Genomic DNA, 24218 nt, shown 5'->3' on the forward strand with positions numbered 1-24218 from the left:
TTGAGGTTAGGATTGGTGTGAGCGCAGCCACAAGGCCATCACCGTACGTATTGTTGTTCGTACAGGACGACCGGATCGGAAGCTCTGATGACCGTCACCCTGTTCAGCCGCGTCGCGGATGACCTGCGACGCGATCTTGTTCAGATGCCAGCCGGACAGAAGCTGCCCAGCGAACATGACCTCACCAAGCGCTACAAGGTGTCACGGCAGACCGTCAGGACCGCCCTGCAAACCCTTGCCAGGGAAGGGCTCATCGTCTCGACCCAGGGCCAGGGATGGTCCACTCGCGACCAGCGAACGCTCGACTGGGTCGCCTCTACGCCAGAACGCAACACGCGCACCGACCAGTCTCCGGCCGACACCTGGTCCAACGGGATCCGATCCCAGGGACGCGAGCCGAACGAGGTCATCACCACCGAGACGATCCTCGCTTCCGGCCGGATCGCCGCCTTCCTCGAAGTGCCCGAAGGTGAACCGGTGACCGTTCGCAGGCGACTGCGGTACGTCGATCGACAACTTCACACAACGTCGGACAGCTACTACCCGCGCTGCTTGGTGGCTGGGACGGTGATCGAGCTGCCAGCCGATGTCCTGCCGGGCACCTATGCCGTCCTGGAGGCGGCCGGGCATGGGTGGCGGACCTGGCGCGACACCCTGAGGTCCCGGCCGCCAACCGCTGCCGAGCTTGACCTGTTCGGCCTTGACCCCGGTGTGGCGGTCACCGAACACACGAGGGTTCGCAGGGCCGAAGACGGCCGGGTCGTAGCGGTATCGGTCACCGCGCTACCCGGCGACCGCAACGAAATCATCTACGAAGGGACGGCGTGATGACTACGCAGACCATGCTGGGCGTGCTAGCAGTCGAGGAGATTTCGATCTACGACCACGAGTACCGCACCGACATGCCCGCCCGCACCATGTACCAGCCGGTCGGAGTGCCCCTTCGGAACGACGGGATCTTCCGTCACTGGATGCTCCGAGGCGAGACGTACCGCCTAGAGCACGACGGCACCGGCTGGCGAGTCCATAACGACCTGTTCGGCGACCATGAGTATCGCCTCGTAGACGCCCAGGACGCCCAATACGTTTCCCGGTTTCTGTTGAGTGGCGGCGAACTGTTTCTGGCTGCAGGGAGCATCTACGAGATCCGCACTGTTGAGCCGATGGGCCCGTGGGCTCTCTATACAAGCTGATTCTTCCTGTTCGGAACTACAACATCTGGGTGACCGCCAACCTATTGGGCATCGGGCTGGGTGTTATGTCAGGGTAAGAGTCTTCAGTGACTGTCGCGGAGCGTCCCCGCGCTGTGACGCGTTAGGCGGTTTATCGAACCCCTAACAACGTCTCGATCGGCGACCTTCCGGCGCGTGCGGGCCTCCGGGCTTCGTCTAGGATCCAGCTAATCATGTTTCCGCTATAACGATCTACGTGGAGTCTGCCCTCCGCGATGGCGGGGGCTGATGAGAAGATGAAATGGACCCCCGTGAAGTCGCGATTCAATTGGCGTGACAAAGTGCTTAGTCTTGTGAGGGTGCTTTCTCGAAGTGGCTCGGGCATCGCTTGAAGAATTCCAAGGGATGGAAGGTCTTCCTCCTGTACAATCCGAAAAAGGTCGGTGTCATCCTTGGTAAGCGATGACATTGGTACCACTAAATCAACTTTGGATAGAACGATCAGTAGAGGCACTGCTGATGTTCCACCTCTGATTTGTTGTTTCAGGCGGGCAACAAGTCGCAAGTCGTCTACTTCGCGTGAAATTGTCTCCCTGTCGTCTCTCTCCATTAAGTGGTCAAAGGGTATAACATGGGCGATGCCGTGTGCCGAAATGACATACTCAAGGTAACCCGGGTTCCGCTGCTCCTCGTCGCTGAAGTCCAGCCAGTATTCGCCAGCCGAGTCACCCACCTCAAGGTCGATTTTTGTTCGCTTCGCGTTTATGGTGCCTTCATACAAGGAGACGTTGCCGGTTGATGTCGACCGTGGCCAGATGCCTGCTGGTAGGTTGCGAATCGCTTGATAGACCGCGATGACGGCACGCGACTCCGCGCTGAAGTCAACGCCGGGTGCTCGTCCGTTCATAAGGGCATCAAATATGAGAATACTGAATACCGTTTTTCCTGCCTGGGGGAGTCCTGTCACGGCGAGGCGGAACTTATAGTGCCTGATGCGGCGAGTGTATCGGATGAATTGGAAGAAGAATAAGAAATATAGGGCCGAGAAAATTGCGAGCATGAGTGCCGTGCCAGTACCTGAATCTAGCGAGATGCGATCCGTGAGGGTTAGGGCTAATGCCAAAAGAGAGGAGATTGCAAAGATTGCCTGCGAAGTTACCAAGATCAAATCGAAGGCACTTCGGGTGGGCTTATTGTCGGAGCCGAATGCGTTCATGATTCGCTCAATATTGCGTAGACCGAGATTGAGCAAAGTAATGCACCTAGGAAGGTTGACGTCATCCATAGCAGGGTCGGTGGAGCATTTGCGGTAATTTGAGTTGCGACGCTATGAAGCGCGATCAGGTCGCATCCTGCCTGACATTGAGTGGCTTTCATCAGCAGGTTATCGGACTCGATCATGGTGTCTCGACTGACCGCAATTGCCGTCTCGAAGACGATGACGAAGATCCCAATCATCGCGACAAGCTTCCAAGATTCGCCTCTCCCGGTTAATGCTCGCGTTAGGGCTGCAAAAGCTACGGACACGATGCTGAATGCGATGTCACTCAAGGTGAAGCCTGAAATAAATGCTCTTTCCGGGCTAAAGCGAACCGTTGCGAGAACGAACGCCGGCACTAAAATTGGCGCCACCACGACAGCCGTGACATCTATGATCTTGCTGACCCGTGTTGCTGCCTGCAGGCCGATCGGTGACTTTGCCGCATCCTCGATAGGTATTTGCGGGGGCCCGGCGGGAGCTGGCGTATGCCCAAGAAGGGGATCAGCCATCAGTATATATCCCTTCGGATGCTCCGACTCCAATTGCCGACATACCATACCGACAGATTCAAGATCGACATACTGCCGGAGCCAGGTTCGTGTTCCAGTGCTGTGTTCGGTCCTCGATTTGTGCTAAATACGACCAGGCTGGCGCCTGTGCTCGCCCAGGTATTGTCCGATAAGTGACAGCCGTGCCTGAAGCGCGTCGTCTTGCTGGCCGTATGGGAGCATCGAGGCGCGGGGCAACGGATGGGCTGTCGCGGCCGCTGTCTGTCGCGGGCCATGCCGCTTCAAGCGCCAACCAACTTGTTGCGCTACGTGCGGTGAGGCTCCTGCCGGCGCCGGTGTCGTCGTGAATCCTGCGCGCACTGCTGGTGGTGGTTTCCGGTGGCGTCGGTTCACCAGACGGCGACCTGGACCATTGTGTACCGGTGCCCTCGACGTAGACGGTGATGGCGCCGGCGTCGGACCCTTGGCAGGTCGATGAAGTGTCGTGGCAGGGCTCGTGGCGCTGGTCAGGCCCTTACTGGCGCCGTCTGAGCGGGGCCCTTCAGACGGCTGTTGAGGGGGCAGAGTCGGCTGCGATCGGTCTCGGCGGGGCACGCGGTCCAGTACGCCGTCGGCCCGTTCCCGCAATCCGTGCTGGTGACGCGGCTGCTCAAACCGGCTCAGCAAAGTGCACTGTGGTGAGTGCTGGTCCGCTATGGCCGATCGCCTTTCCGGAGCCTCGTTGCATGAAGGTGCAGAACCAGGTGACGGTGTTGACCTTCGATGGCCTGACCAAAGAGACTTTGTGAACGGGAGTCAACCAACCGGTGGCTCAAGGATGAAGTGGAGTCCGCCCGCCTGTCCATTGGGGATTGTCGGCTGCTCGCGCGGCGGCTGTCCTTAATGGTGGGCTTGGCTTTCCTTTTTCATTCACCTATTCGGAGTCAGGAGGGTTATATCGGCGTGCGCTCATGAGGTAAGTGTCATCACGGCGGCCGGTTGAATGCCTATCGCCGGTCGTGGAGCGAACAAACGTTGCAGTTAATTGGAAAGCGGGGAAGTGCTATGCGTCTGCGTAATGGTTTGATCAGTCTGGGGGTTGGCGTCGCCCTGGCGTTGGGTGTCGGGGCCGCGCCCGCCCAGGCCGCGACGAGCTGGAACCTTCAGTACACGCCGGCCGACATGGTGGGCGCGCACGCCTGGGGAACCGTCGGCACGCGGTCCGACGGCCGTTGGACACTCACGGGCAACATCAGGGACTCCGCGTCCGACAGTCACGGGGCCCGACTCGAAGTCTGGGTCGTCTACGACTGCGGATTCGGTGGCGAGCGCTACGAACAGCTCGACGCCAGTGGCTACCTCGCCGAGAACCGGATGACCTGGAACGGTGACGGCGACACCACGTCGATGATCGCGGTTCGCGAGGTGCTGACCGAGGCGGGCGAGAACTGGGACTGGGATAGCTGGGTGACCATCTACGGCGGTGTCTGCTGAGCCCCGCCGGCTCCTAGCTCTCTACGCAGTGAGGGCTCCTGTCGACTCCCGGGTACGGGAGTCGACAGGAGCCCTGTGTGCGTACTGCTGGTGGTGCTGTTTAGCCGAAGGCGCGGGCCTGCCAGCCGACGATCTGGTCAGCGGGGAGTGCCGTGGGGAAGATGGCGACCCGGTCGAGTTCGCCGGTCAGGCGCTGGCCGCCGTCCTGGTCTGCGGCGAAGCGCAGTTCCCGGGTGGCACAGCCGATGATGCCGCCGTCCGGGACCTTGGCCGTGCCGGCGACCTGGCCGTCGACGTAGACCGTGATCGCACCGTCGTCGGCCATAGTGATCACCAGGTCGATGAAACGGTTGGTGGGCAGGGTCGCGGTGCTGGTCACGCCGTTGCCGGCGCCGATGAAGCGGAGCTGGTTGCTCGGCGTCAGGTCGATCAGCACCCCGTCGGTGCCCGGGTTGCCGCCCGGCTGGAAGTCGAACAGCCGGCGGTAGCTGCCGGTTGTCGTCACCTTCACCTCGGCCGCGAAGGTGGCCGTGTTCAGGTATCCCAGCGTGGTCGGGGTGGTACGCAGGTAGCGTGTCCCGTTGAGCGCCAGCGCGCTGCCGGTGGGGCCGGCGTTGACGTACGCGGCTCCGGTCTGGACCGTCGCGGTGCGCCCGTTGGGGGAGCGGTCCGCGATGGTGTCGCCGGAGGTCGGGTCCCAGGCGACGAGCGGGTGTGCCGGGTTCGGCACGGCGCACGGCGGCGGGACCGGCAGGGCGATGCTGGTGCTGGCGGTGGCCCGCCAGTCGTCGTTGATCAGTCGTGCTTCCAACCGTGAGGCGCCCGGTTCGGCGTCCCGGGTCGGGGCGACGGTGAAGGCGTAGACCTGGGAGTCTCCCGGGCGCAGCTTCGGCGTGTTGAGCTGGCCGGGCCGCACGGTCCAGCCCTCCGGCACGGCGAGCTTGACCGTCGAGGCCGGCACGGTGGTCGTACCGGTGGCCTTGACCGCGACGGTGACCTGCGCGGTCTGGCCGACCTCCAGGGTGGCCGGGGCGGTGATCGCCAGGTCGACCTGGGCGGTGGCGACGTACGTGTGGCCCTTCTTGACCTCGAAGGTGACCTTCTCGCCGCCACCGGTCGTGGTGATCTTCCGTCCGCTGGCCGCGTCGACGATCTGGTACGGGCCGGTGAACATCGAGTTGCGCAGGCTGACGTTGCCGTTGCGGCCGGCGGTCACCTTGATCTCGTCGGCGGCACCGCTGGACCAGCGTACGTCCACGGTGTTGTCGCCCTGGGCCCGCAGCCCGCTGACGGAGCCGTTGGCCCACTTGCTCGGCAGTGCCGGCAGGACCTGGATCTCACCGGTCTGGCTCTGCAACAGCATCTCGGCGATGCCGGAGGTGGCACCGAAGTTGCCGTCGATCTGGAACGGCGGGTGGGTGTCCCAGAGGTTGTTCAGCGTGCTGCCCTTGAGCTGCTCGCTGAGCATCTTGTGCGAGTGGTCGCCGTCGAGCAGCCGGGCCCAGAAGTTGATTTTCCAGGCCTTGCTCCAGCCGGTGCCGCCGTCGCCACGGGCGTTCAGCGACACCTCGGCCGCCGCCGCGATCTCCGGGTTCTTGGTCGGGGAGATCTGCGAGCCCGGGTGCAGGGCGAACAGGTGTGACACGTGCCGGTGGGTGTCGGTCGGGCTGTCCAGGTCGAGCTTCCACTCCTGGAGCTGGCCCCACGAGCCGACCCGGATGCCCGGGTCGAGGTTGGCCAGCGCGGCCTTGACCTCGTTGCGGAACGTGCCGTCGCCGCCGAGGATGCCGGCGGCCTCGATGGTGTTGGTGAACAGGTCCCAGACGATCTGCTGCGACATGGAAGCACCGGCGGTGAAGTCACCGTTCTCCGGGGAGTAGCTGGGGGAGACGACCAGCTTGCCGTCGCGCGGGTCGACAATCAGCTCGTCCATCCAGAACTGGGCCAGCTCCTTCATCAGCGGGTAGGCCCGGTCACGAAGGAACTGCGTGTCCTGGGTGAACTCGTAGTGCTGGTAGTAGTGCTGGGCCAGCCAGGCACCCGCCTCCGGGAACCAGAACGACTGCGGGTAGTTGTGCAGCCCGGTGAAGCCCCACGGGTTCGTCTCGTTGTTGACCACCCAGCCCCGATTGCCGTAGATCTGCTGGGCGGTGACCTTGCCCGGCGCCACCATCGAGTCGACGTAGTCGAACAGCGGCGCGGTGGTCTCGGAGAGGTTGGTGACCTCCGCCGGCCAGTAGTTCATCTGGAGGTTGATGTTGACGTGGTAGTCGGCGTCCCACGGCGGGCTGGTCGAGTTGTTCCAGACGCCCTGGAGGTTCGCCGGCAGCGAGCCGCCCCGGGACGAGGCGACCAGCAGGTAGCGGCCGTACTGGAAGAAGAGGTGTTCCAGCGCCCGGTCGGCGGCGTTGTTGCCCTTGTCGTAGCCGCGCAGCAGGTCGTCGGTGGGGATGTTCGGCATGACCTGGCCGAGGTCGAGGTCGACCCGGTCGAAGAGTGCCCGGTAGTCGGCCTCGTGCGCGGCGAGCAGGTCGCCGAACGACTTCGCCGAGGCGGTGTCGACCCTGCCCGTGACGGCGGCGTGCGGGTCGGTGCCCCGGTAGGTGGGGTAGCGGCCGGCGTAGTCGGTGCCGGCGGCGAGGACCAGGGTGGCCGAGTTCGCGCCGGCCACGGTGACCGTGCCGTCGGTGCCGTCGGTACGCGTCCCGCCGTCGTTGACGACCTGGATCTGCGACTCGTACTTGAGCTTGTTGTCGTTCAGGGTGCCGGCGAAGGTGATCCGGCCGCCGCTGGCGGTGGTCGACTTCGAGCGGTTGTTCGGCGCGGTCACCCCGGCGGTGAAGCCGACCTTGCCGGGCTGGTCGGCGCTGAGCCGGACCACCAGCACGTTGTCCGGGTTGCTGGCGAAGTACTCGCGGGTGTAGCGGACGCCCTCGTCCACGTAGGAGACCTTGGCCAGCGCGTTGCCGATGTTCAGCTCGCGGCGGTACTCCTGCACCGCGCCCGGGTCCTGGGTCAGCCGCAGCGACAGGTCACCGAAGGTCTGGTAGGAACCGAAGCTGCTCTTGGGCTGGCCGAGCCGGTTCGCCACCTCCTGCGGGGTGATCCGGCCGTTCTGGTTGATCAGTGCCTGGATGTCGGCGATGGCGTTGGGCCGGGGCGAGGTCCAGTTGCCGAAGTTGTAGCCGGGTGCACCCGGGCCGCCGGTCCAGAGTGTCTTCTCGTTGAACTGCACGGTCTCGTTCGCGACCCGGCCGAAAATCATGCCGCCGAGCGCGCCGTTGCCGATCGGCAGCGCCTGGGTTTCCCAGTCGGCGGCCGGTTCGTCGTACCAGAGGGTCAGCGGGTCGGCGCCGGCCGCGGCGGGGCCGGTCTCCGGGGCAGCCAGCGGCGTCGGCCCGGCAAAGGCGGGCACGGGTACGGCGACCGCCGCCGCCAGCACACCCGCGAGCAGGGTACGGGGCACGAGTCGCCTTCTTCGCGTCGATGACGGTTGGGCGGGTGGTGGTGCTTGGGGGCTCAACAGTTCCTCCGGAATCATCCGAGGTGCACGGGGGTGGTGGCCATGATTCGTTGGATAAAAACGGACTAATGGCAGTACGGTGCCAAGAGGCATCGGATGTTTAATCGGCAGGTTACGGATTGAACATCGAGGAAACAAGACCCGTACCTGTTGGTGGCCGGTAAGCCGCCGGTGAGCCCCGCCCGGTGTCGGTGGCAGAATCCGCGACATGTCGAGTGATGTCGCCATTCCGCCCGTGTTCCGGCAGAACGTGGTCGGGAACTGGGGCGACGACGGTCGGCGGTGGCTCGTCGAGCTGCCGTCGAGGGTCGCCGCCATCGCCCGCGACTGGGAGCTGACCGTGGGCGACCCGTACCCGTTGAGCTTCAACTGGGTGGCACCGGCCCGACGCGCCGACGGATCGGCGGCGGTGCTGAAGCTCGGCGTACCGTCGTCCGGGCACCTCGCCGACGAGGCGAACGCGCTGGAGGCGTACGCCGGCCAGGGCGCCGTACGGCTGCTCGCCCGCGACGACGACCGGGGCGTGTTGCTGCTGGAGCGGGCCACGCCCGGCAGTCCGGCGAGTGATCTGGTGCCGCATCTTCCCGGCCGGCTGGGCGGCACCCTTCGGGCGTCGGACGAGGCGGCCACGGCCGCGTTTGTCAAGGTGACCCGACGGCTGCACCGCCCCCCGCCACTCGGCTGCCCGCTGCCCGAGCTGGCCGATCGGGGCGGGTCGTTCGTCGCCCACCTGCGTGCGTACCCCGACGACCGGGTGCTTCCGCGTCGTCTGGTGGAACGCGCGAGCCGGCTCTTCGACGAACTCGTCGCGAGCGCCACCGACCGGGTCGTGCTCCACGGCGACCTGCACCATGACAACATTCTGCGGGCCGACCGGGAACCGTGGCTCGCCATCGACCCGCACGGTGCGGTCGGTGATCCGGGCGCCGAGGTCGGTCCGCTGTTCTGCAACCCCGACCCGTCCCGCCGCGACGACAACCTGGTCGCGCTGGTCCCGGCCCGGGTCGAACAGGTCGCCGACGGCCTGGGCCTGCCGATCGACCGGGTTGTCGCCTGGGGTTTTGTGCTCTGCGTGCTCTCCGAAGTGTGGGACGTCGAGGGCGGCGCCACCACCACCGGCCGTGCCCTCGACGTCGCGCTGACCCTCCTGCCACGTCTACCCTGAACCCCGCTGTGCAGCGCAAGGAAGGGCCCCTTGTTAACGCATAGCGTTAACAAGGGGCCCTTCCTTGCATGTGAGAGGAGCGCGCGTGCTGGTGGACGGGCTGTTCGCGGAGACATCCGACGATTCGGGGGCGCTGGTGGTCGCCGGCCGGTCGTTGTCCCGGCAGGAACTGGTCGGCTGGGCGACGGCCGTCGCCGACGACATCCAGGGGGCGGCGGTGGTCGCGGTGCACGCCACGCCGACCGTCGAGACCGTCGTCGGGGTGCTGGCCGGGCTGATCGGCGGGGTGCCGGTCGTGCCGCTGCCGCCGGACTCCGGCCCGGCCGAACTCGCCCACCTGCTCGGCAACTCGGGCGCCGAGATCGTGCTGACCGAGCAGCCGGACCTGCTCGCCGACCTGCCGGCCGGGACGCGGCGTCCGGCGGTGCTGCCGATCGCCCGGACCAACCGGTCGAGCACGAGCTATCCGGAGCCGCCGGCCGGACACCCGGCGCTGATCCTTTACACCAGCGGCACCACCGGACCGCCGAAGGGCGCCCTGATCAGCCGGGCCGCGATCGCCGCCGACCTGGACGCGCTCGCGCAGGCGTGGCAGTGGACCCCGGACGACACGCTGGTGCACGGACTGCCACTGTTCCACGTACACGGGTTGGTGCTCGGGGTGCTCGGTCCACTGCGGCTCGGTGGGCGGCTGGTGCACACCGGCCGCCCGACCCCACAGGCGTACGCGGCAGCCGGCGGCACGCTCTACTTCGGCGTACCGACGGTCTGGTCCCGGATCAGCGCCGACGAGTCGGCCGCGCGGGCGCTGCGCGGGGCGCGGCTGCTGGTCTCCGGCAGCGCGGCTCTGCCGGTGCCGGTCTTCCACCGGCTGGCGGAGCTGGCCGGTCAACCGCCGCTGGAACGCTACGGCATGACCGAAACCCTGATCACGGTCAGTGGTCGGGCGGCCGGCGAGCGGCGCCCGGGGCAGGTCGGCCTGCCGGTCGCCGGGGTGCGCACCAGACTGGTCGACGACAGCAGCGCTCCGGTGCCGTCCGACGGCGAGTCCATCGGCGAGTTGCAGGTGAGCGGCCCGACCCTGTTCAGCGGTTACCTCGGTGCCGGTGCCGGTGCCGGTGCTGGTGGTGCTGGTGCCGGCACCGGTGCTGGTTTCGATGCTGGCGCTGGTACTCGTTCTGGTGCTCGTGCTGGTGCTGGAACGGCGGAGACGGTCGACGGCGGCTGGTTCGCCACCGGGGACGTGGCGACCATCGGTGCCGACGGTTGGCACCGGATCGTCGGCCGGGCCTCGACCGACCTGATCAAGAGTGGCGGCTACCGAATCGGTGCCGGTGAGGTGGAGGACGCCCTGCTCTCCCACCCGGCCGTGGCCGAGGCAGCGGTGGTCGGCACCCCGCACGACGACCTGGGCGAGCAGGTCACCGCGTACGTGGTGGCCGAAGGGGTGAACGCGGAGCAGCTCATCGAGTTTGTCGCGGCCAGGTTGTCGGTCCACAAGCGTCCACGCCAGGTGCACCTGGTCGACGGGTTGCCCCGCAACGCCATGGGCAAGGTCGCCAAGAAGTTGTTGACCGCCGGGTAGCCTGCCGACGCGCCCTTGATCGGGTACTGCCGCCGGTGGCGCGGAGGCGCGTTCCTACCATGGATACCGGCTGTCCACCGAGCGGTGGTGGGTGGCGTCCCGACCACGATACTTGGGACCGACACCGATGGACATTTGGGATCGACACTGATGGTAGCCACGGGCATCGACGCCGATTTGCTGCTCCGACCGATCTTCCCGCCCGGGGAGGCTCCGACGAGGATCGCCCGGGGTGAGCTGTTCGAGCGGGCCGGCGTCGTGGCACGGCCGGAGTGCAAGCTGGGCCAGGTCACCCGTCGCCGTCCGCAGGGCGTCACCGCGCACCAGTGGAGCTCGGCGATCCGTACGCAGCTCGCCTTCGTGGTCGGCGACCGGCACAGTCTCGTGCCCACCTTCGCGGTCGAGCTGACCGACACCATCGGCCGGGGTCCGGAGGTGAACCGGGACGACCGGATGACCAACGCGGTCTGCGCCGCCGTCGGACTGCCTCTGCTGCGGGTCGAGTCGGCGACGCTGCGCGGCGGTGGCAACGGGCGTCGGCTGCTCGACTATGTGCTCGACGCCCGGGTGTTCCGTGCCGTGGCCGAACTGGACGAGCCCGACCCGACCGGCGCGGCTCCGCTGACCTACCGGGACATCGTCGGACGGCTCCCGGACGGGCGCAGCGGCTACGTCAACGATCTCGGCGCGGTCGCGAGGGCCGCCGCCGTCGACGCGTACGCGGGCCGGCAGGTGGCCGACCCGATCATCCGTAGCCTCTACGTGAGCTGGGCGAACGGGCCGACCGAGGGCTGGGCCTGGCTGGAGGTCTCACCCGGCGGGTTCTTCTTCGAGCGGGTGCGGATCTGGGAGCACGGGGTCACCTGCGGCGTCGACCCGGGTCGGTTCGCCGAGGACCTGGCGGTGGCGGCGATCGGAGAGCGGCTCAAACACCTGGGGGACCAGGCTCCGGTGCTCGCCGCCCGGGAGCGGCTGAGCCGGGACCTGGCCGAGCTGCGCGGTCGCCAGGGGGAGTTGGCGGACGACTTCGCCTTCGCCCACGTCACCTTCGACTGACCGTCGGCCCCGGACCCGGGTCGGTGAAGTGAAACGTGGCGTACAGCTTCGGTACCTGAACTGTCCTTCAGGGATTTCCATACGCCGTACTGATCTTTCTTAGCATCCATATGCCCAGGTTGGGACGTATGGCGGCAAGGAGGAAGATACGGTGCGTATGACAAGACCCAGGTCCGCGCTGGTCGCGCTGGTCGCGACGCTGGTGACGGTGGCCGGGGGAATGACGTTCGTCGGGGCCGCGAGTGCCGCCGAACCGTCCCAGTTCACCGTGGTCAACGGCGCGATCCGTACGGCGACCGGCACCCCCGTGCCCGCGTCCGGCACCCACGCCTCGCTCTGGGCCAATTCGAGTTACGCCACCACCAGCATCAGCGGTTCGGGGCGGGTGCTGATCGGCGCCATCGGCGAGAACTGCCAGGGCTGGCCGACGGTACGGCTGACCGTCGACGGTGTGGTCGTCGGCAGCACCACGATCGTCAGCGCCACCAGCTACGGGACCTACCCGGTCGGCGCGGCGGTCGGAGTGGGCCAGCACAACGTGAAGATCGAGTTCGTCAACGACTTCCAGGCGTCGCCCTGCGACCGGAACGTCCACATCGCGTACGCGAAAATGGAGACTCCCGGCACCACCGACACCAAGTTCAGCTTCGCCGTCATGCCGGACACCCAGCAGGAGGTGCTGAACAGCGGCGACACCCGGTTCCGCAACCGGACCGACTGGCTGGTGCAGAACCGGTCCGCGCTGGACCTGCGGTTCGTCACCTCCTCCGGTGACGTGGTCAACTGGGACACCCCCGACCACTCCCAGTACGTGATCGCCCGCAACGCCATGCGCCCGATCGAGACCGCCGGGATTCCGTACGCGTTGGCGATCGGCAACCACGACACCCAGGCCACCGGCGTCGGCGGCTCGGCCCGCGACCCCGCTCGCACCCGGGAACTCGTGCGGGACACCACCGTGTTCAACCAGTTCTTCACCGTCAGCCAGTACGGCGCGGTCAAGGGGCAGTTCGAGACCGGCAAGGTCGACAACTCGTACTCGACGTTCGAGGCCGGCGGTGTGCAGTGGATGGTGCTCACCCTCGAACTGTGGCCCCGGGTCGAGGCCGTCAACTGGGCGAAGAACGTGGTCGCCGCCCACCCCCGGCACAACGTCATCGTCGTCACGCACGACTACATCGACGGTAACGGCAACATCGAGCAGAGCGCGTCGTACGGCGCGACCAGCCCGCAGTATCTTTTCGACAACCTGGTCAAGCAGTACGCCAACATCCGGTTCGTCTTCTCCGGTCACGTCGGCGTCGCCGGCAACCGGGTCGACACCGGTGTCAACGGGAACAAGATCTACACGTTCCTTCAGACGTTCCACTCGAACACCACCAACCCGGTCCGACTGGTGGAGGTCGACACCGCCGCCAACTCGCTGCGTACGTGGATCTACGCGCCGTACAACAACCAGTCGTTCACCGAGTACGACCGCTCCTTCACCGGCATCGGCGTGGTCCGCTAACCCCTACCGGCGCCCCCCGCCCACAGGTTAGGAAGGGCCCCTTCCTATACAAAAAACGATAAGAAGGGGCCCTTCCTTCGGGCGAGGGTGGAGCGTTCCGGGCGACCGCGCGCCTGCCGGCGGGCGGTGGGCGGTGGGGGTCCGGGCGGTGGGCGCCCGGCGCCGGTACGGTTAGCGGGACTGGCGGACGCGCTCCAGGTAGCCGACGAGGTCCCGCATCCGTTCTACCGGCCAGGGTAGGTTCCGCCCGATTTCGTCGCTGTTGCCGGCCCACATTCGCTGGGCCGCCGCCCGTGTCGGTTCGCCTGCCGTGCCGTCGGCGTGAAACAGGTTCGCCAGCGCGTCCCAGCGAGCGACCAGGTCCCGTACCGCCGGGTCGTCGACCGGGGTGCCGTCCTGGACGTGCCGGAGCAACTCCTCGACCAGGCCCGACCACTCGGTCTTGGCCGTCTCGATCGTTTCTGAGCCGAGTTCGGCCCGGCGGCGGGCCAGGTCCTCGCGCTGTTGGTCGGTGAACGAGGTCTCGAACACAGAGATCATCTCCAGGGTCGTCATGAACTGGTCCGGATCGGGCATCGATGCCGTGTCGATCTGCCCCAGCAGCCCGCGGAGCTGCTGGGTGAGCTGCTCGACCCGTACGGCGTGCGCCTCCAGCCCGTGCAACTGGGCGGCCAGCAGGCCACGCATGGTCGCCAGATCGTCGCCGGAGTCGGCGAGCACCACCGCGATTTCCTCCAGCGACAGCCCGAGCGTCCGCAACGCCCGCAGGCGGTAGAGCCGCCGTACGTCCTCGCCGGTGTAGCGGCGGTGCCCGGAGGACGTACGCTCGCTCGGCCGCAGCAGGCCGATCTCGTCGTAGTGGTGCAGCGCGCGCACCGTGGTGCCGCTGGCCCGTGCCACCTCGCCGACGCTCCACCGGCGGCCGGCGTCATCTTTCCCGATCACGCCAGCAACGCTATGACCTGCCGCGACGTCAGGTGCAAGTCCCGACCGAATCGGCCGGTTGACCCCGGTTGACCCGGTCGACCCGGTCGATCCAGTCGACCCCGTTCACGGGGTCGACCGGCCGGTGCCGCCCCGAGTGTTAACAGGGGGCCCTTCCTATACCGAAAGCGATAACAAGGGGCCCTTCCTTGCAGGGGCCCTTCCTTGCGCGGGGCGCTTTGCTTTCTTGTGCTGGGGCTTTGTGTTGTGGGTTGTTTGCGCCGTGTGTTGCTTGAGCTACAACTCGGTGACCACCACGTCTAGTTGGCGTGGGCGGCCGGGGGCTGGCGGCTGCTCCTCGACGGTGTACTTCAGGTCGCGTAGCGCCTCGACCAGCTTCGCCGTGCTGCGTGGCATCGCGCCGGCCAGCAGTAGGTCGCGGACGAGTCGCCCCTTGGTGGCCTTGTTGAAGTGGCTCACCACCGAGCGCCGGGCCACCCCGCCCACCATCTGCTCGTGCAGCACCCGTACGGCGACGGTCCGCTCGGCGGTACGGCCGGTCGGTCGCCACATCGCCGCGTACGCCCCCGAACGCAGGTCGAGGATCGGGGCACCGTCGGCCGCCTCGGTGACCACCGGTTCCAGCGGCTCCCGCCAGTACGTGGCCAACCCGCCCAGCCCCGGCAGGTTCACCCCGATCGAGCAGCGGTACGCCGGAATCCGGTCGTCCACCCGTACCGCCCCCCAGAGGCCGGAGAAGATCAGTGCCGAGCGGCGGATCCGGGACCGGGCGGCCCCGGCCAGGCTGCCGATGTCGAGCGCGTCGTAGAGCACGCCGGTGTAGATCTTCGCCGCCGGCTGGGCCGGTGCGGTGCGCAGCCCGGCGTTGCGGCTGATCTCGTCGTCCTGCCCCGGGCTCAGGCCGAGCACCGCGCGGGCCCGTTCCCGGTCGTCGCCCGCGCAGAGTTCGACCAGCGTCTCCAGCACCCGTTCCCGAGCCGGATTCAGTTCGCCCAGATTGATCGTGTCCAGGTTCAGCGGTCGGCCGGACCGGGGCGCGGTCTTTCCCTCCGACGGTGGCAGCAGGATCAGCACGAACAGCAGCGTACGGCCCACGCGGTCGGCCCCCGGCGCCCGGTCGCCGGCACCGCACCCGTTAAGGAAGGGCCCCTTGTTAACGCTATGCGTTAACAAGGGGCCCTTCCTTCAAAGGTGGCGGAGTTGCGCCATGTCCGTGCTCCGCCACCGGCGAAGCCTGCCCTCGACCATCCCGCCCGCCCAGAATCGGCGGCGGTGGCACTCGGCTGCCGCCGTCCGCCCGAGCAGGAGCGGGCCGACGGCGAGGACCGGCCGAGGTCGTCCCCGTGACGTGAACCGCCCCGCTGTGTGGGGGCGGGGCGGTTCACATCACTTCCGGGTACGTCTCACAACACTTCCGGGTACGTCTCACAACCAGTCGTTGCGGGCCACGAACCAGCCGAGCTGCATCCGGGTGGCGCTGCCGGTGATGTCCATGAGCTGGCGCAACCGGCGCTGCACCGTCCGCAGCGACATCCCGAGCTGGGAGGCGACGGCCTTGTCCGGCAGCCCGGTCATCAGCAGCGACAGGATCTGCCGGTCGGTCGCGCTGGGCAGCCCCCACCGGTCGATGTCGTCGATCGCGTCGGTCGCGGGGGAGAGGCGTAGCGGCGTGGCCCGCTCCCAGACCTCGATGAAGAACGCCACCAGTACGTCCACCCAGGTCGCGCCGCGTACCACCAGCGCCCAGGGTTCGATCGTGCCGGTGCGTCCCGGGAACGAGAGCAGCGCCACCCGCCGGTCGGCCACCGCGAGTTTCCCCGGTACGTCCAACGCGACCCGCGCCTGCTCACCCGCCGCGACCAGCGCGCCGATGTGGGTCGAGGCGTTGGGCCGCTCCAACGCCCGCCGGTCGTAGACCACCCGGAACCGTACGCCCCGACCGAGCAGGTCCAGCTCGGTCGGGTTCTCGTGGATCTCGGCCGTGTACGGCGGCCGGTCGAAGCCGAGCACCTCCTCCTGCGCCCCGCGCAGGAACTGGTCGAAGGTGCGGTTGATCACCGCTCGTCCCACCACCATGTGCACGCCCTGGTCGAGCGGACCGGCCGCGCGCTGCCGCTGCAACCAGTCCCGCAGCCCGATCCGCGCCTCCTGGAGTTCTCGCATCCGCTGCATCACCAGCGAGTCGATCGCGAGGTCGGGGGAGGTCGCCTCGGCCCGACCGTCGACCGTGTGCACCAGGCCGGGGCGTTCCAACATCCGTACCGCGCGGGCGACCTCGCCGGGGTTGAGGTCGAGCCGGCCCGCCAGTTCGGCGGTGGTCCCGGGTTGCCCGGAAACCAGCTCCAGGTAGACCCGTTCCTCCAGCTCGGTCAGGCCGAACGCCGCCAGCATCTGCCACCACCCCGATCGACCCGTCCATCCTCAGTGGACCATGATCGATCCTGGAGCGCTCCCAGGTCCGCGTCAAGCGCCGTCCCGGATATCCGACGCGGTCCGCCCGCCGTGGGCCACCTTCCCGTCCACGCATCGATGGCAGACGTTCATTTACGTACCGTCCTACGGAAAGCACTGATCGTTACGGTTCTCGGACCGCCCACCAAGGAGGTCATCGATGGATCGACGGAACATGCTGCGCGCCACGGTGCTCGGGGCCGGCGCGGTGGCGCTGCCCTTCACCGCCTGGTCAGCCGCGTACGCCGCACCGGCACAGAACGCGTCGGGCCCGTACGGTCCGCTCCAGTCGGCCAACTCGCACGGCATCCAACTGCCGGCCGGTTTCACCAGCCAGATCGTCGCCCGTTCCGGCCAGGTCGTGCCCGGCACCTCGTACACCTGGCACAGCGCGCCCGACGGCGGGGCCGTCTTCGCCAACGGCAGCGGCTGGGTGTACGTCTCCAACTCGGAGGTCAGCTCCTCCTCCGGCGGCGGCGCGTCCCGGATCCTCTTCGACTCCAGTGGCGCCGTCGTCGGGGCGTCCCGGATCCTCTCCGGCACCAACAACAACTGCGCCGGTGGCAAGACCCCGTGGAACACCTGGTTGTCCTGCGAGGAGGTGAGCCTCGGTCGGGTGTGGGAGACGTACCCGCTCGGCGGCACCGCCGTGGTCCGCCCCGCGATGGGCCGGTTCAAGCACGAGGCCGCCGCGGCCGACCCGGACCGGCGGGTCATCTACCTCACCGAGGACGAGACCAACGGCAAGTTCTACCGGTTCATCCCGACCACCTGGGGCGACCTCTCCAGCGGCGCGCTCCAGGTGCTGGTCGCCGGCAGCGGCACCTCCGGCTCGTTCACCTGGGCCGCCGTGCCCGACCCGGACGGCTCCCCGACCGTGACCCGGTCGCAGGTGTCCGGGGCGAAGTCGTTCAACGGCGGCGAGGGCTGCCACTACTCCGACAACACCGTCTGGTTCACCACCAAGGGCGACAACCGGGTCTGGCAGCTCAACCTCACCAACAACACGTACGAACTCGCCTACGACGACAACCTGGTCAGCCCTGGCTCGGCGCCGCTGACCGGGGTGGACAACATCACCGGTTCCACCTTCGGTGACCTCTACGTCGCCGAGGACGGCGGCAACATGGAGATCTGCGTGATCACGCCGGACGACAAGATTTCCGTCTTCCTGCGCATCACCGGCCAGGGCTCGTCGGAGATCTGCGGTCCGGCGTTCACCCCGGCCGGGAACCGGCTCTACTTCTCGTCCCAGCGAGGCACCTCGGGCTCCTCCTCCGGTGGGATCACGTACTGCGTCACCGGTCCGTTCCGCACCTGAGAGTCCGCGGCGGCGAACGGCTATCCGGCCGCCGCCCGGCCGCCTTCACCGTCCCCGCCGGTCTGTCGCCCGTCCGGCGGGATGTCGTCCGAGAGCCGCCGCCGGAGCCGGAATTGGATCACGGCTCCGGCGATGCCGAGGAGCAGACCGATCGCCACGGTGAGGGCAACCTGCCAGCCGGCCGTGGCGATCGCCTCCGCCTTCTGCCCGCCCAGCTCACCCTCGCCGTCCTGGCCCGGCAGCGCCGCCGACGAGAGCAGTCCGAAGGCGACACACGGCAGGACGAAGGCGAGCGCGACGAGCAGGCGCCCGAGGACACCGGTGAGACGAGTCTTCAACGTCGGCGCCCGCCCGTCCACCGTCGCTCGCCCGGGATTACTTCTGGTAACCGTAGTTGTCGCACGTCCGGCGTTGGAGGACGCAGTTCTTGGTGCGCTTGTTCATGGTGGTGACATCCCACATCACGAAGGCGTCGCCATGCATGGACGAGGCGCTCTTACCCTCCTTGTCCGAGGAGAGGTAGTAGCCCTGCGGGGTGCCCTTCACCCCGTACTGGATGTCGAAGGTGATCGCCGGGATCTTCACCGGGTGGCTGCGCGGGCAGGCGTTGCCCGCCGCGTACGCCACGTGGTCCTTGTGGTTGGGGCTGTCCACGTGCTTGCCGTCCCAGCAGTCCGGGAACCGCATCATGTAGTGCAGGGTGGCGTCCCCACCGCAGATCGGCCAGTTGCCGTTGGTGCTGCGGGCGATGCCGTCGAGGTCGCCGGGGCCGTAGAAGGCGCAGTAGAACTGTCCGCTCGCGCCGCGCGGGGTCGGCGTCTTCTTCTTGGCGTCGCCACTGATCATGCGCATGCCGTTGGGCATCGGCATCTGGCCGGTCGAGTCCTGCAGGTGCGAGCGGTAGTAGACCCGGAAGCCGGTGGTCTCGACCGGCTTGCCGGTCGCGTTGTCGTAGAGCGTCGGCACCCAGTACGCGGAGTGGTCCTGGACCGGCTTGCACGAGGTGGCGGTGAACTTGGTCAGGTCTTGCGCCACGGTGTGCGCGTCGACCGCCTTGTTGCCGACGAAGGAGTGCATGTGCGAGGCACCCGGTAGGCCGGGGGCGACGATCGGGTCGTCCGGCAGCCGGTGGCTGTACTGGCAGTCCGCCCGGAACTCGGCGAGGTTGCCGACACCGGCCGGCACGGGGTCGATCTTCAGCGCGTTGTACGCGTCGACCTGTGCCTTCCAGGCCGTGTTGTCGACCGGGATCCAGCCGGTCTTGGGCACCTTCTGCGTCGTCGCGGCCGAAGACGTGGTGGCGGCGGTGGACGGGGTCACCGGGGCGGTGGCGGATGCGGCGGCGGACGGGGCCGCGCCGAGCGACTCCGCCTGTGCCGCCGACGGCGAGGCGTACGCGAGCGAGTTGGACGCGTTCGACGGCTCGGGTCCGGCGGCGGCGCCGGTCACGTACACGACCGCGCTCGCGACGACGACCACGGCCGCGGCGGCACTGATCGCCACACCCAGTTTGTTCCGGGCGAGCCATCCGGGCAGGCCCGGACGTGACGGCGGCGGGCTCGCGTCGGGTTCGCGAAACGAGGTGTACGACACGGATTACTCCCCAACAAGCAGGACGCGAAATGCCGACCGGACGGCCACGGCCGCCGTATGTTAGGCACTTTCCGCGCGTACCCGTTAGTTTCTTAAACCTCCCTTAAAGCAGGTAGTGCCGACGACCGATGAATCCGATCCGGCTAATCCGGCTGATTTCCCCGGTCGTCCGGGACCAGGCCGTTGAGGAGTTGGTCGAGCAGCCGGTCGAAACCGGACGCGGTGCCGTTTCCGCCGCTGGTGACCACCTCGGCGAGCCGGGGGTAGTCGCCACCGCCCAGCACCGCGCGCAGGTAGCGGGCCTGTGCGTCGGCCACCTCCTGAGGTTGCCCGATGCCCTGCTCGGCACCGCGTTCCTGGGCGATCTCCCGTGACACGTAGTTTGCGACGAAGCCGGTGAGGATGGCGATGACCTCCATCTTCGTCTGGCCGTCGAGGTCGGTGCCGCGCAGCGCGGTGAGCGCGTACTCCAGGGCGGCGAGGGTGTTGGGGCCGAGCGTCTGCCGGAAGACGAGCGCGGACGGCAGCCACGGGTGGCGCCGCATCAGGCCGCGTTGCAGGTGGGCCAGTGCCCGCAGGTCGGTCCGCCAGTCGCCGCTGGACGGTGGCAGCCCGTCCTCACCGCTGGCCTGGTCGATCATCAGCTCCAGCAGGGTCTCCTTGTCCGGCACGTAGCTGTAGAGCGACATCGCCCCGGCGCCGATGTCGGCGGCGACCCGGCGGATCGTGACGGCGCCCAGCCCCTCGACGTCAGCGATCGCGATCGCGGCCGAGGTGACCTCGGTACGGGTGTGGGTCGGTGGCCGACCGCGCCGGGAGCCGCCGGGGCGTAACCACAGCGCCTCGGGGTCGACGGCACCGGTGCCACCGGTCGGTCCTGCCCGGCCCACGCGCGCCACCTCCGGTTGTCTCGGCGCTGCTCGCCATCGGCGCCGATTTATTCTAGTACGCCGTACGACAATTGGGTTTTGTCGGCGCGGGACCATCCGGGTCAGCCCGCCTGGTCCGCCTCCGTGCCGGTCAGGGTATCGCCGGTCTCCAGCAGGGTCTTCAGGCCGGAGAGCAGTTCCGGCCAGCCGTGCTGGACCCCCTCCCGAATCGCGCTGCCCGGCTCGAACCCGTCGTGGGTGACGGTCAGTTTCACCATTTCCCCGCGCGGCTCGATCTCGAAGGTAACCTTCGACCGGGGCTCGGCGGCCATCCGGGCCAGCAATTCGTCGCCCATCTCGTACGCCTTGGCGAACTCCGGTGTGATGGCGTGCCAGGTGAACGAAAGCCGCCGGTACGGGTCCGATTCGAGCACGACCTGGCCCGGATCGGTGATCGTGATCCCGTTCACCGACCACGCCATCGCCGATCCGACGGTCCAGTCCGACTCGAAGGTGACACCCCAGTAGCGCCGGGTGAAAGCCGGGTCGGTCAATCCCTGCCAGAGACGCTCCGGAGTGGTGCGGATGTAGTTGGTGTAGACAAATTCGAGGTCGCTCATCGGGCTCTCCTCCAGTGCTCGCTTCAGGTCGGCGAGCGCGTGCACCCGCTCGCGGTGGTACTGGCTGATCCAGCGTTCGGTGATGGCGTTGATCGGCGCGGCGTTGAGGTGGTGCAGCTTTTCCCGGCCGCGCCAGACCGGGGTCACCAGGTTGGCCGACTCCAACACCGCCAGGTGCTTGCTGACCGACTGTCGGGTCATGTCCAGGCCGGCGCAGAGCTCGCGCAGGGTCTGGCCGTTGCGGGCGTTCAGGCTGTCGAGCAGCCGGCGCCGGCTGGCGTCGGCCAGCGCCTTGAACACCTCGTCCACTCGTCCGCCCTGGAAAAATGCAGCCGCCCCTGAAAATCGCAGCCGCCCTTGAAAATCGGAGCCGTCCGGTAAGAAATGCAGCCGTCGGGCTGCCTAAAAATAGGCAACCAAACGGCTGCATGTCAACGCGGGGCCGGCGGGTCGCGCGCCGGCACCCGCCCGCTGACCTCGCGTTACTCGAACTCGTACCGGTAACGGGCGCGCCGGGCTCCCGGCATCACGGTTCTCACCCAGGCGAGCGGGTTCACCCCGACCGGCTCGGGACCGAGCAGGTTGAGCCGGACGAACCGGTCGGCCGCCGGGGACGACGACGCCTGGATGTCGTACGGGTGCTCCTGGGCCATGATCTCGTCGAGCACCGGCGAGTTCACCCGACCCGCGGAGAGCCAGATCGAGATCTTCGCGTACGCGTTGACCAGTTCGCGCCGTCCCACCATGAGCAGGGCGACCGGGGCCACCAGCCCGAACAGGTAGAACCAGGAGAACCGCCAGCTCAGCACCCCCACCAGGGCGGTGGCGGGTACGAAGAGCGAGATCCGGAACTGGGCCTCGGCGACCCACCGGTCGAACTCGCCGTGCAACTCCGGCTCGGCGCCGATCAGACGCTCCACCGTGGGTTCGAGATCCTTCAACACCTCGGCGACCTTGCGCTCGATGCCGAACATCGACTCCGCGATCGCCTGGTCCAGCACCGGGTACTTCACCACGAGTTCCGCCGTCGTGACGGTGGCGGGCACCAGCAGCGCCCGGTCCGGATGCCGTACCGGCAGGGCCTGCCACGCCCGGTCGATCAGTTGGTGGCAGTTGCCCTGGTAGTCCGGGATGGCGGAATACTGCTCGATGGCCCGCCTGCGGATCATCTCGAACAGCGGCCGGCTGACCGACCGGGGACCGGGGCAGCGCATGCTGGAGTCGATCCGCCGCAGCGTCTCACCGCGAGCCAGCCTGACGACATTGCGGTAATCCCAGCCCGAGGCGAGGAGCCTCGGCTCCAGCAGCCGGTTCGTCGTGTTCGAGATAATGCCGATGATGTACGCGCAGACGCTGATCGCGCCGAGCAGAACCGTCTTGCCGAGCCAGTTGCCGAGCTGGACCAGACTCTCCAGAGCCGGCGGATACGGCTGGAGTTCGAGGATGTTGTCCCCGACGGCGATCCAGAGCGCCAGCACCCAGACGTATCCCGCGATGAGTGGCGCACGCACCTCTCGGAAGCCGGGCAGCAGATTCGCGAGCAATGTCAACCCTTCTCGGTCCACATAGTGCTTTGTCATTCCACTTGGTGCGGCCGGAAGCGTACAACGCCGTGCTCACCTCCCCAGCGGACCGCCCGGTCGAGCAGGGCGCGTGCCATGACGACCAGGCAGGTCCCCGCGTTGACGAACGAGCCGATCACGTCACTGGGGTGGTGCATGCCCCGGTACATCCTGGTCAGCGCCACCCCGATCGGGATCAGCACCAGCAACGACCACCAGGCCACCCTGGTCGACGTACGGCGGGCGTGCAGCGCCAGCAGGATGGCGAGCCCGCAGTAGAGCGCGACCGCCGCCGAGGTGTGCCCGGACGGGAAGCTGGAGGTCGGCGGTGACACGTCCATGTGCTCGACGGCGGGCCGTTGCCGGTCGATCGCCAGGGTGGTGAGCAGGAAGACCAAAGCCTGGGCGCTGACCGCGCTGACCAGGAACACCGGCTCCCGCCAGCGCCGTAACGTGACCGTGAGGGTGAACGCCACCACGGCGGTGACCGCGATGATCGCCGGCGTGCTCGCGATCGTGCTGAACACCAGCGAGACGTCGTTCGCGCCACTGTTCCGTTCGAGTTCCAACTGCCGGTTGACGGTGTCCTCGACGGTGAGCGGCCAGACGTCGTTCAGCACCTTCGTGACCAGCAGCCCCAAGCCGACCATGACCCCGTAGAGGAGGGCGATCGGCAACACGAGTCGGGTGGCGACCTGCCGGAGGACGGTGATTGTCGCTGCGAGGGGCATCGCGCCTTGCTACCCGCCGTCGTCGGACGCTATGCACCGGGGGCCGTTGGCGTGCTCGGGCTCTCACGTTCGAAGACGCCCTCGGTCAGCGGGGCGCTCGGACGGCGCCGGACCCTGCCCCGCCAGGTGGCGAAGGCGGCGGTGGTGGCGGCGACCACGGCGGCGCCGAGCACCCAGCCGCCCAGCACGTCACTCGACCAGTGCACGCCGAGCGCGATCCGGCTCAACCCGGTCACCAACGTGACCACGACGGCGGCGAGCCAGAGGCCCCAGCGGGCCGCCCGCCGACGCCGGGCGCCGCCGATGCCGCCGGCAACGGGCAGGAAGACCAGCAGCAGTACGCCGGTCGCCAGCGCCGCCGTGAGCGCGTGACCGGACGGGAAGGCGTAACCGGGCGCGTGCGACACCGGGTCGAGCAGGTCCGGCCGTTCCCGCCCGAAGAGGAGTTTGAGCGTGGCGCCGAGCACGCCGCCGGCCACCGTGGTCGTGGCCGCCCAGAGCGCGACCCGACGGGCGCCCCGCCACCAGAGCCAGACGACCACCACCAGGACCGTCACCCGCAGCGGCCCCGGACCGAAGACGTCCGTCCAGGTCTGCATCGCCGACGCCCAGCCGGGATTGCCCAGGGCGTGGGCGTGCAACGATCCGGCCAGGCTCTCGTCCAGGTCGCGCAGTGGCGACCAGGCCGTGACGACGAGCAGGGCGAGCACCGAGAACGGCACGAGCACGAGCAGCGCCGCGACCGACGCGAGCGTCAGCCGCAGGCCCAGCGAACGGTCCGGATCGAGGCGCCTACCCCACCATCCGCTGTTGGTCGACTGTTCATCTTCTCGTGGTTGCGGGCAGCGCATGCGTCCGCTCTACCCGGCGGC

21 protein-coding genes are annotated in these 24218 nt (G+C 67.8%); 8 read left to right on the forward strand and 13 right to left on the reverse strand.

Annotation, left to right across the window (positions count from 1 at the left end; all coding sequences use genetic code 11):
- Positions 1–87 precede the first annotated feature (87 nt).
- Together ACI2K4_RS23790 and ACI2K4_RS23795 are read left to right on the forward strand one after the other, a co-directional pair.
- Positions 88–828 (forward strand): GntR family transcriptional regulator, encoded by a 741-nt coding sequence (locus tag ACI2K4_RS23790; protein WP_404514251.1) that lies wholly within the window; start codon positions 88–90, stop codon positions 826–828.
- Entirely contained in the window at positions 828–1193 is a 366-nt protein-coding gene (locus ACI2K4_RS23795; RefSeq protein ID WP_404514253.1) for a hypothetical protein, read from the forward strand. Before ACI2K4_RS23790 ends, ACI2K4_RS23795 begins: the two co-directional genes overlap by 1 nt.
- A 130-nt stretch (positions 1194–1323) precedes the next feature.
- Here ACI2K4_RS23795 and ACI2K4_RS23800 read toward each other — a convergent pair whose 3' ends face one another.
- Positions 1324–2388, reverse strand: a complete 1065-nt coding sequence (locus ACI2K4_RS23800) for a hypothetical protein (protein WP_404514254.1) — start codon at positions 2386–2388, stop codon at positions 1324–1326.
- Positions 2385–2942 carry a hypothetical protein gene (locus tag ACI2K4_RS23805; RefSeq protein ID WP_404514255.1) on the reverse strand — a complete coding sequence of 186 codons (558 nt, stop codon included), beginning with the start codon at positions 2940–2942 and terminating at the stop codon, positions 2385–2387. Before ACI2K4_RS23805 ends, ACI2K4_RS23800 begins: the two co-directional genes overlap by 4 nt.
- A 1044-nt stretch (positions 2943–3986) precedes the next feature.
- Between ACI2K4_RS23805 and ACI2K4_RS23810 the strand changes: the two genes are divergently transcribed.
- Positions 3987–4415 carry a hypothetical protein gene (locus ACI2K4_RS23810; RefSeq protein ID WP_404514257.1) on the forward strand — a complete coding sequence of 143 codons (429 nt, stop codon included), beginning with the start codon at positions 3987–3989 and terminating at the stop codon, positions 4413–4415.
- Between the two features lie 100 nt (positions 4416–4515).
- Here ACI2K4_RS23810 and ACI2K4_RS23815 read toward each other — a convergent pair whose 3' ends face one another.
- Positions 4516–7881, reverse strand: coding sequence for a glycosyl hydrolase family 95 catalytic domain-containing protein (locus ACI2K4_RS23815; RefSeq protein ID WP_404514258.1), 3366 nt, complete (start codon positions 7879–7881; stop codon positions 4516–4518).
- Between the two features lie 265 nt (positions 7882–8146).
- On the opposite strand from ACI2K4_RS23815, the gene ACI2K4_RS23820 reads away from it, so the two are divergent.
- The 4 genes from ACI2K4_RS23820 to ACI2K4_RS23835 all read left to right on the forward strand — a co-directional run bounded on the left by ACI2K4_RS23820 (position 8147) and on the right by ACI2K4_RS23835 (position 13254).
- A complete protein-coding gene (locus ACI2K4_RS23820) occupies positions 8147–9103 on the forward strand; it encodes an aminoglycoside phosphotransferase family protein (protein ID WP_404514260.1) in 957 nt (318 codons plus the stop codon).
- Between the two features lie 85 nt (positions 9104–9188).
- Positions 9189–10688, forward strand: coding sequence for an acyl-CoA synthetase (locus ACI2K4_RS23825; RefSeq protein ID WP_404514262.1), 1500 nt, complete (start codon positions 9189–9191; stop codon positions 10686–10688).
- A gap of 150 nt (positions 10689–10838) precedes the next feature.
- Positions 10839–11744 carry a DUF2726 domain-containing protein gene (locus ACI2K4_RS23830; protein ID WP_404514264.1) on the forward strand — a complete coding sequence of 302 codons (906 nt, stop codon included), beginning with the start codon at positions 10839–10841 and terminating at the stop codon, positions 11742–11744.
- 157 nt (positions 11745–11901) lie between these two features.
- Positions 11902–13254, forward strand: a complete 1353-nt coding sequence (locus ACI2K4_RS23835; protein WP_404514409.1) for a carbohydrate-binding domain-containing protein — start codon at positions 11902–11904, stop codon at positions 13252–13254.
- 171 nt (positions 13255–13425) lie between these two features.
- Here ACI2K4_RS23835 and ACI2K4_RS23840 read toward each other — a convergent pair whose 3' ends face one another.
- From ACI2K4_RS23840 to ACI2K4_RS23850, 3 genes are all read right to left on the reverse strand, one after another.
- Positions 13426–14199 (reverse strand): MerR family transcriptional regulator, encoded by a 774-nt coding sequence (locus ACI2K4_RS23840; RefSeq protein ID WP_404514266.1) that lies wholly within the window; start codon positions 14197–14199, stop codon positions 13426–13428.
- Between the two features lie 276 nt (positions 14200–14475).
- Positions 14476–15273 (reverse strand): peroxide stress protein YaaA, encoded by a 798-nt coding sequence (yaaA, locus tag ACI2K4_RS23845; protein WP_404514411.1) that lies wholly within the window; start codon positions 15271–15273, stop codon positions 14476–14478.
- Between the two features lie 351 nt (positions 15274–15624).
- Positions 15625–16590 carry a helix-turn-helix domain-containing protein gene (locus tag ACI2K4_RS23850; RefSeq protein WP_404514267.1) on the reverse strand — a complete coding sequence of 322 codons (966 nt, stop codon included), beginning with the start codon at positions 16588–16590 and terminating at the stop codon, positions 15625–15627.
- Between the two features lie 220 nt (positions 16591–16810).
- On the opposite strand from ACI2K4_RS23850, the gene ACI2K4_RS23855 reads away from it, so the two are divergent.
- Positions 16811–17971, forward strand: coding sequence for an alkaline phosphatase PhoX (locus ACI2K4_RS23855; RefSeq protein WP_404514269.1), 1161 nt, complete (start codon positions 16811–16813; stop codon positions 17969–17971).
- Between the two features lie 20 nt (positions 17972–17991).
- Here ACI2K4_RS23855 and ACI2K4_RS23860 read toward each other — a convergent pair whose 3' ends face one another.
- The 7 genes from ACI2K4_RS23860 to ACI2K4_RS23890 all read right to left on the reverse strand — a co-directional run bounded on the left by ACI2K4_RS23860 (position 17992) and on the right by ACI2K4_RS23890 (position 24197).
- Positions 17992–18309 carry a hypothetical protein gene (locus tag ACI2K4_RS23860; protein ID WP_404514270.1) on the reverse strand — a complete coding sequence of 106 codons (318 nt, stop codon included), beginning with the start codon at positions 18307–18309 and terminating at the stop codon, positions 17992–17994.
- Positions 18310–18346: 37 nt separating this feature from the next.
- Entirely contained in the window at positions 18347–19564 is a 1218-nt protein-coding gene (locus tag ACI2K4_RS23865; RefSeq protein WP_404514272.1) for a DUF1996 domain-containing protein, read from the reverse strand.
- A gap of 143 nt (positions 19565–19707) precedes the next feature.
- Positions 19708–20454, reverse strand: a complete 747-nt coding sequence (locus tag ACI2K4_RS23870; RefSeq protein WP_404514274.1) for a TetR/AcrR family transcriptional regulator — start codon at positions 20452–20454, stop codon at positions 19708–19710.
- Between the two features lie 101 nt (positions 20455–20555).
- Positions 20556–21362, reverse strand: coding sequence for an ArsR/SmtB family transcription factor (locus ACI2K4_RS23875; protein ID WP_404514276.1), 807 nt, complete (start codon positions 21360–21362; stop codon positions 20556–20558).
- A gap of 173 nt (positions 21363–21535) precedes the next feature.
- Positions 21536–22603 (reverse strand): hypothetical protein, encoded by a 1068-nt coding sequence (locus ACI2K4_RS23880; RefSeq protein ID WP_404514278.1) that lies wholly within the window; start codon positions 22601–22603, stop codon positions 21536–21538.
- Between the two features lie 26 nt (positions 22604–22629).
- Positions 22630–23346, reverse strand: coding sequence for a phosphatase PAP2 family protein (locus ACI2K4_RS23885; protein WP_404514279.1), 717 nt, complete (start codon positions 23344–23346; stop codon positions 22630–22632).
- Between the two features lie 29 nt (positions 23347–23375).
- On the reverse strand, positions 23376–24197 hold the full coding sequence (locus tag ACI2K4_RS23890; protein ID WP_404514281.1) for a phosphatase PAP2 family protein: 822 nt from the start codon (positions 24195–24197) through the stop codon (positions 23376–23378).
- Positions 24198–24218: the final 21 nt, after the last annotated feature.

The sequence above is a fragment of the Micromonospora sp. NPDC050397 genome, assembly GCF_044901685.1.
GTDB lineage: Bacteria > Actinomycetota > Actinomycetes > Mycobacteriales > Micromonosporaceae > Micromonospora_G.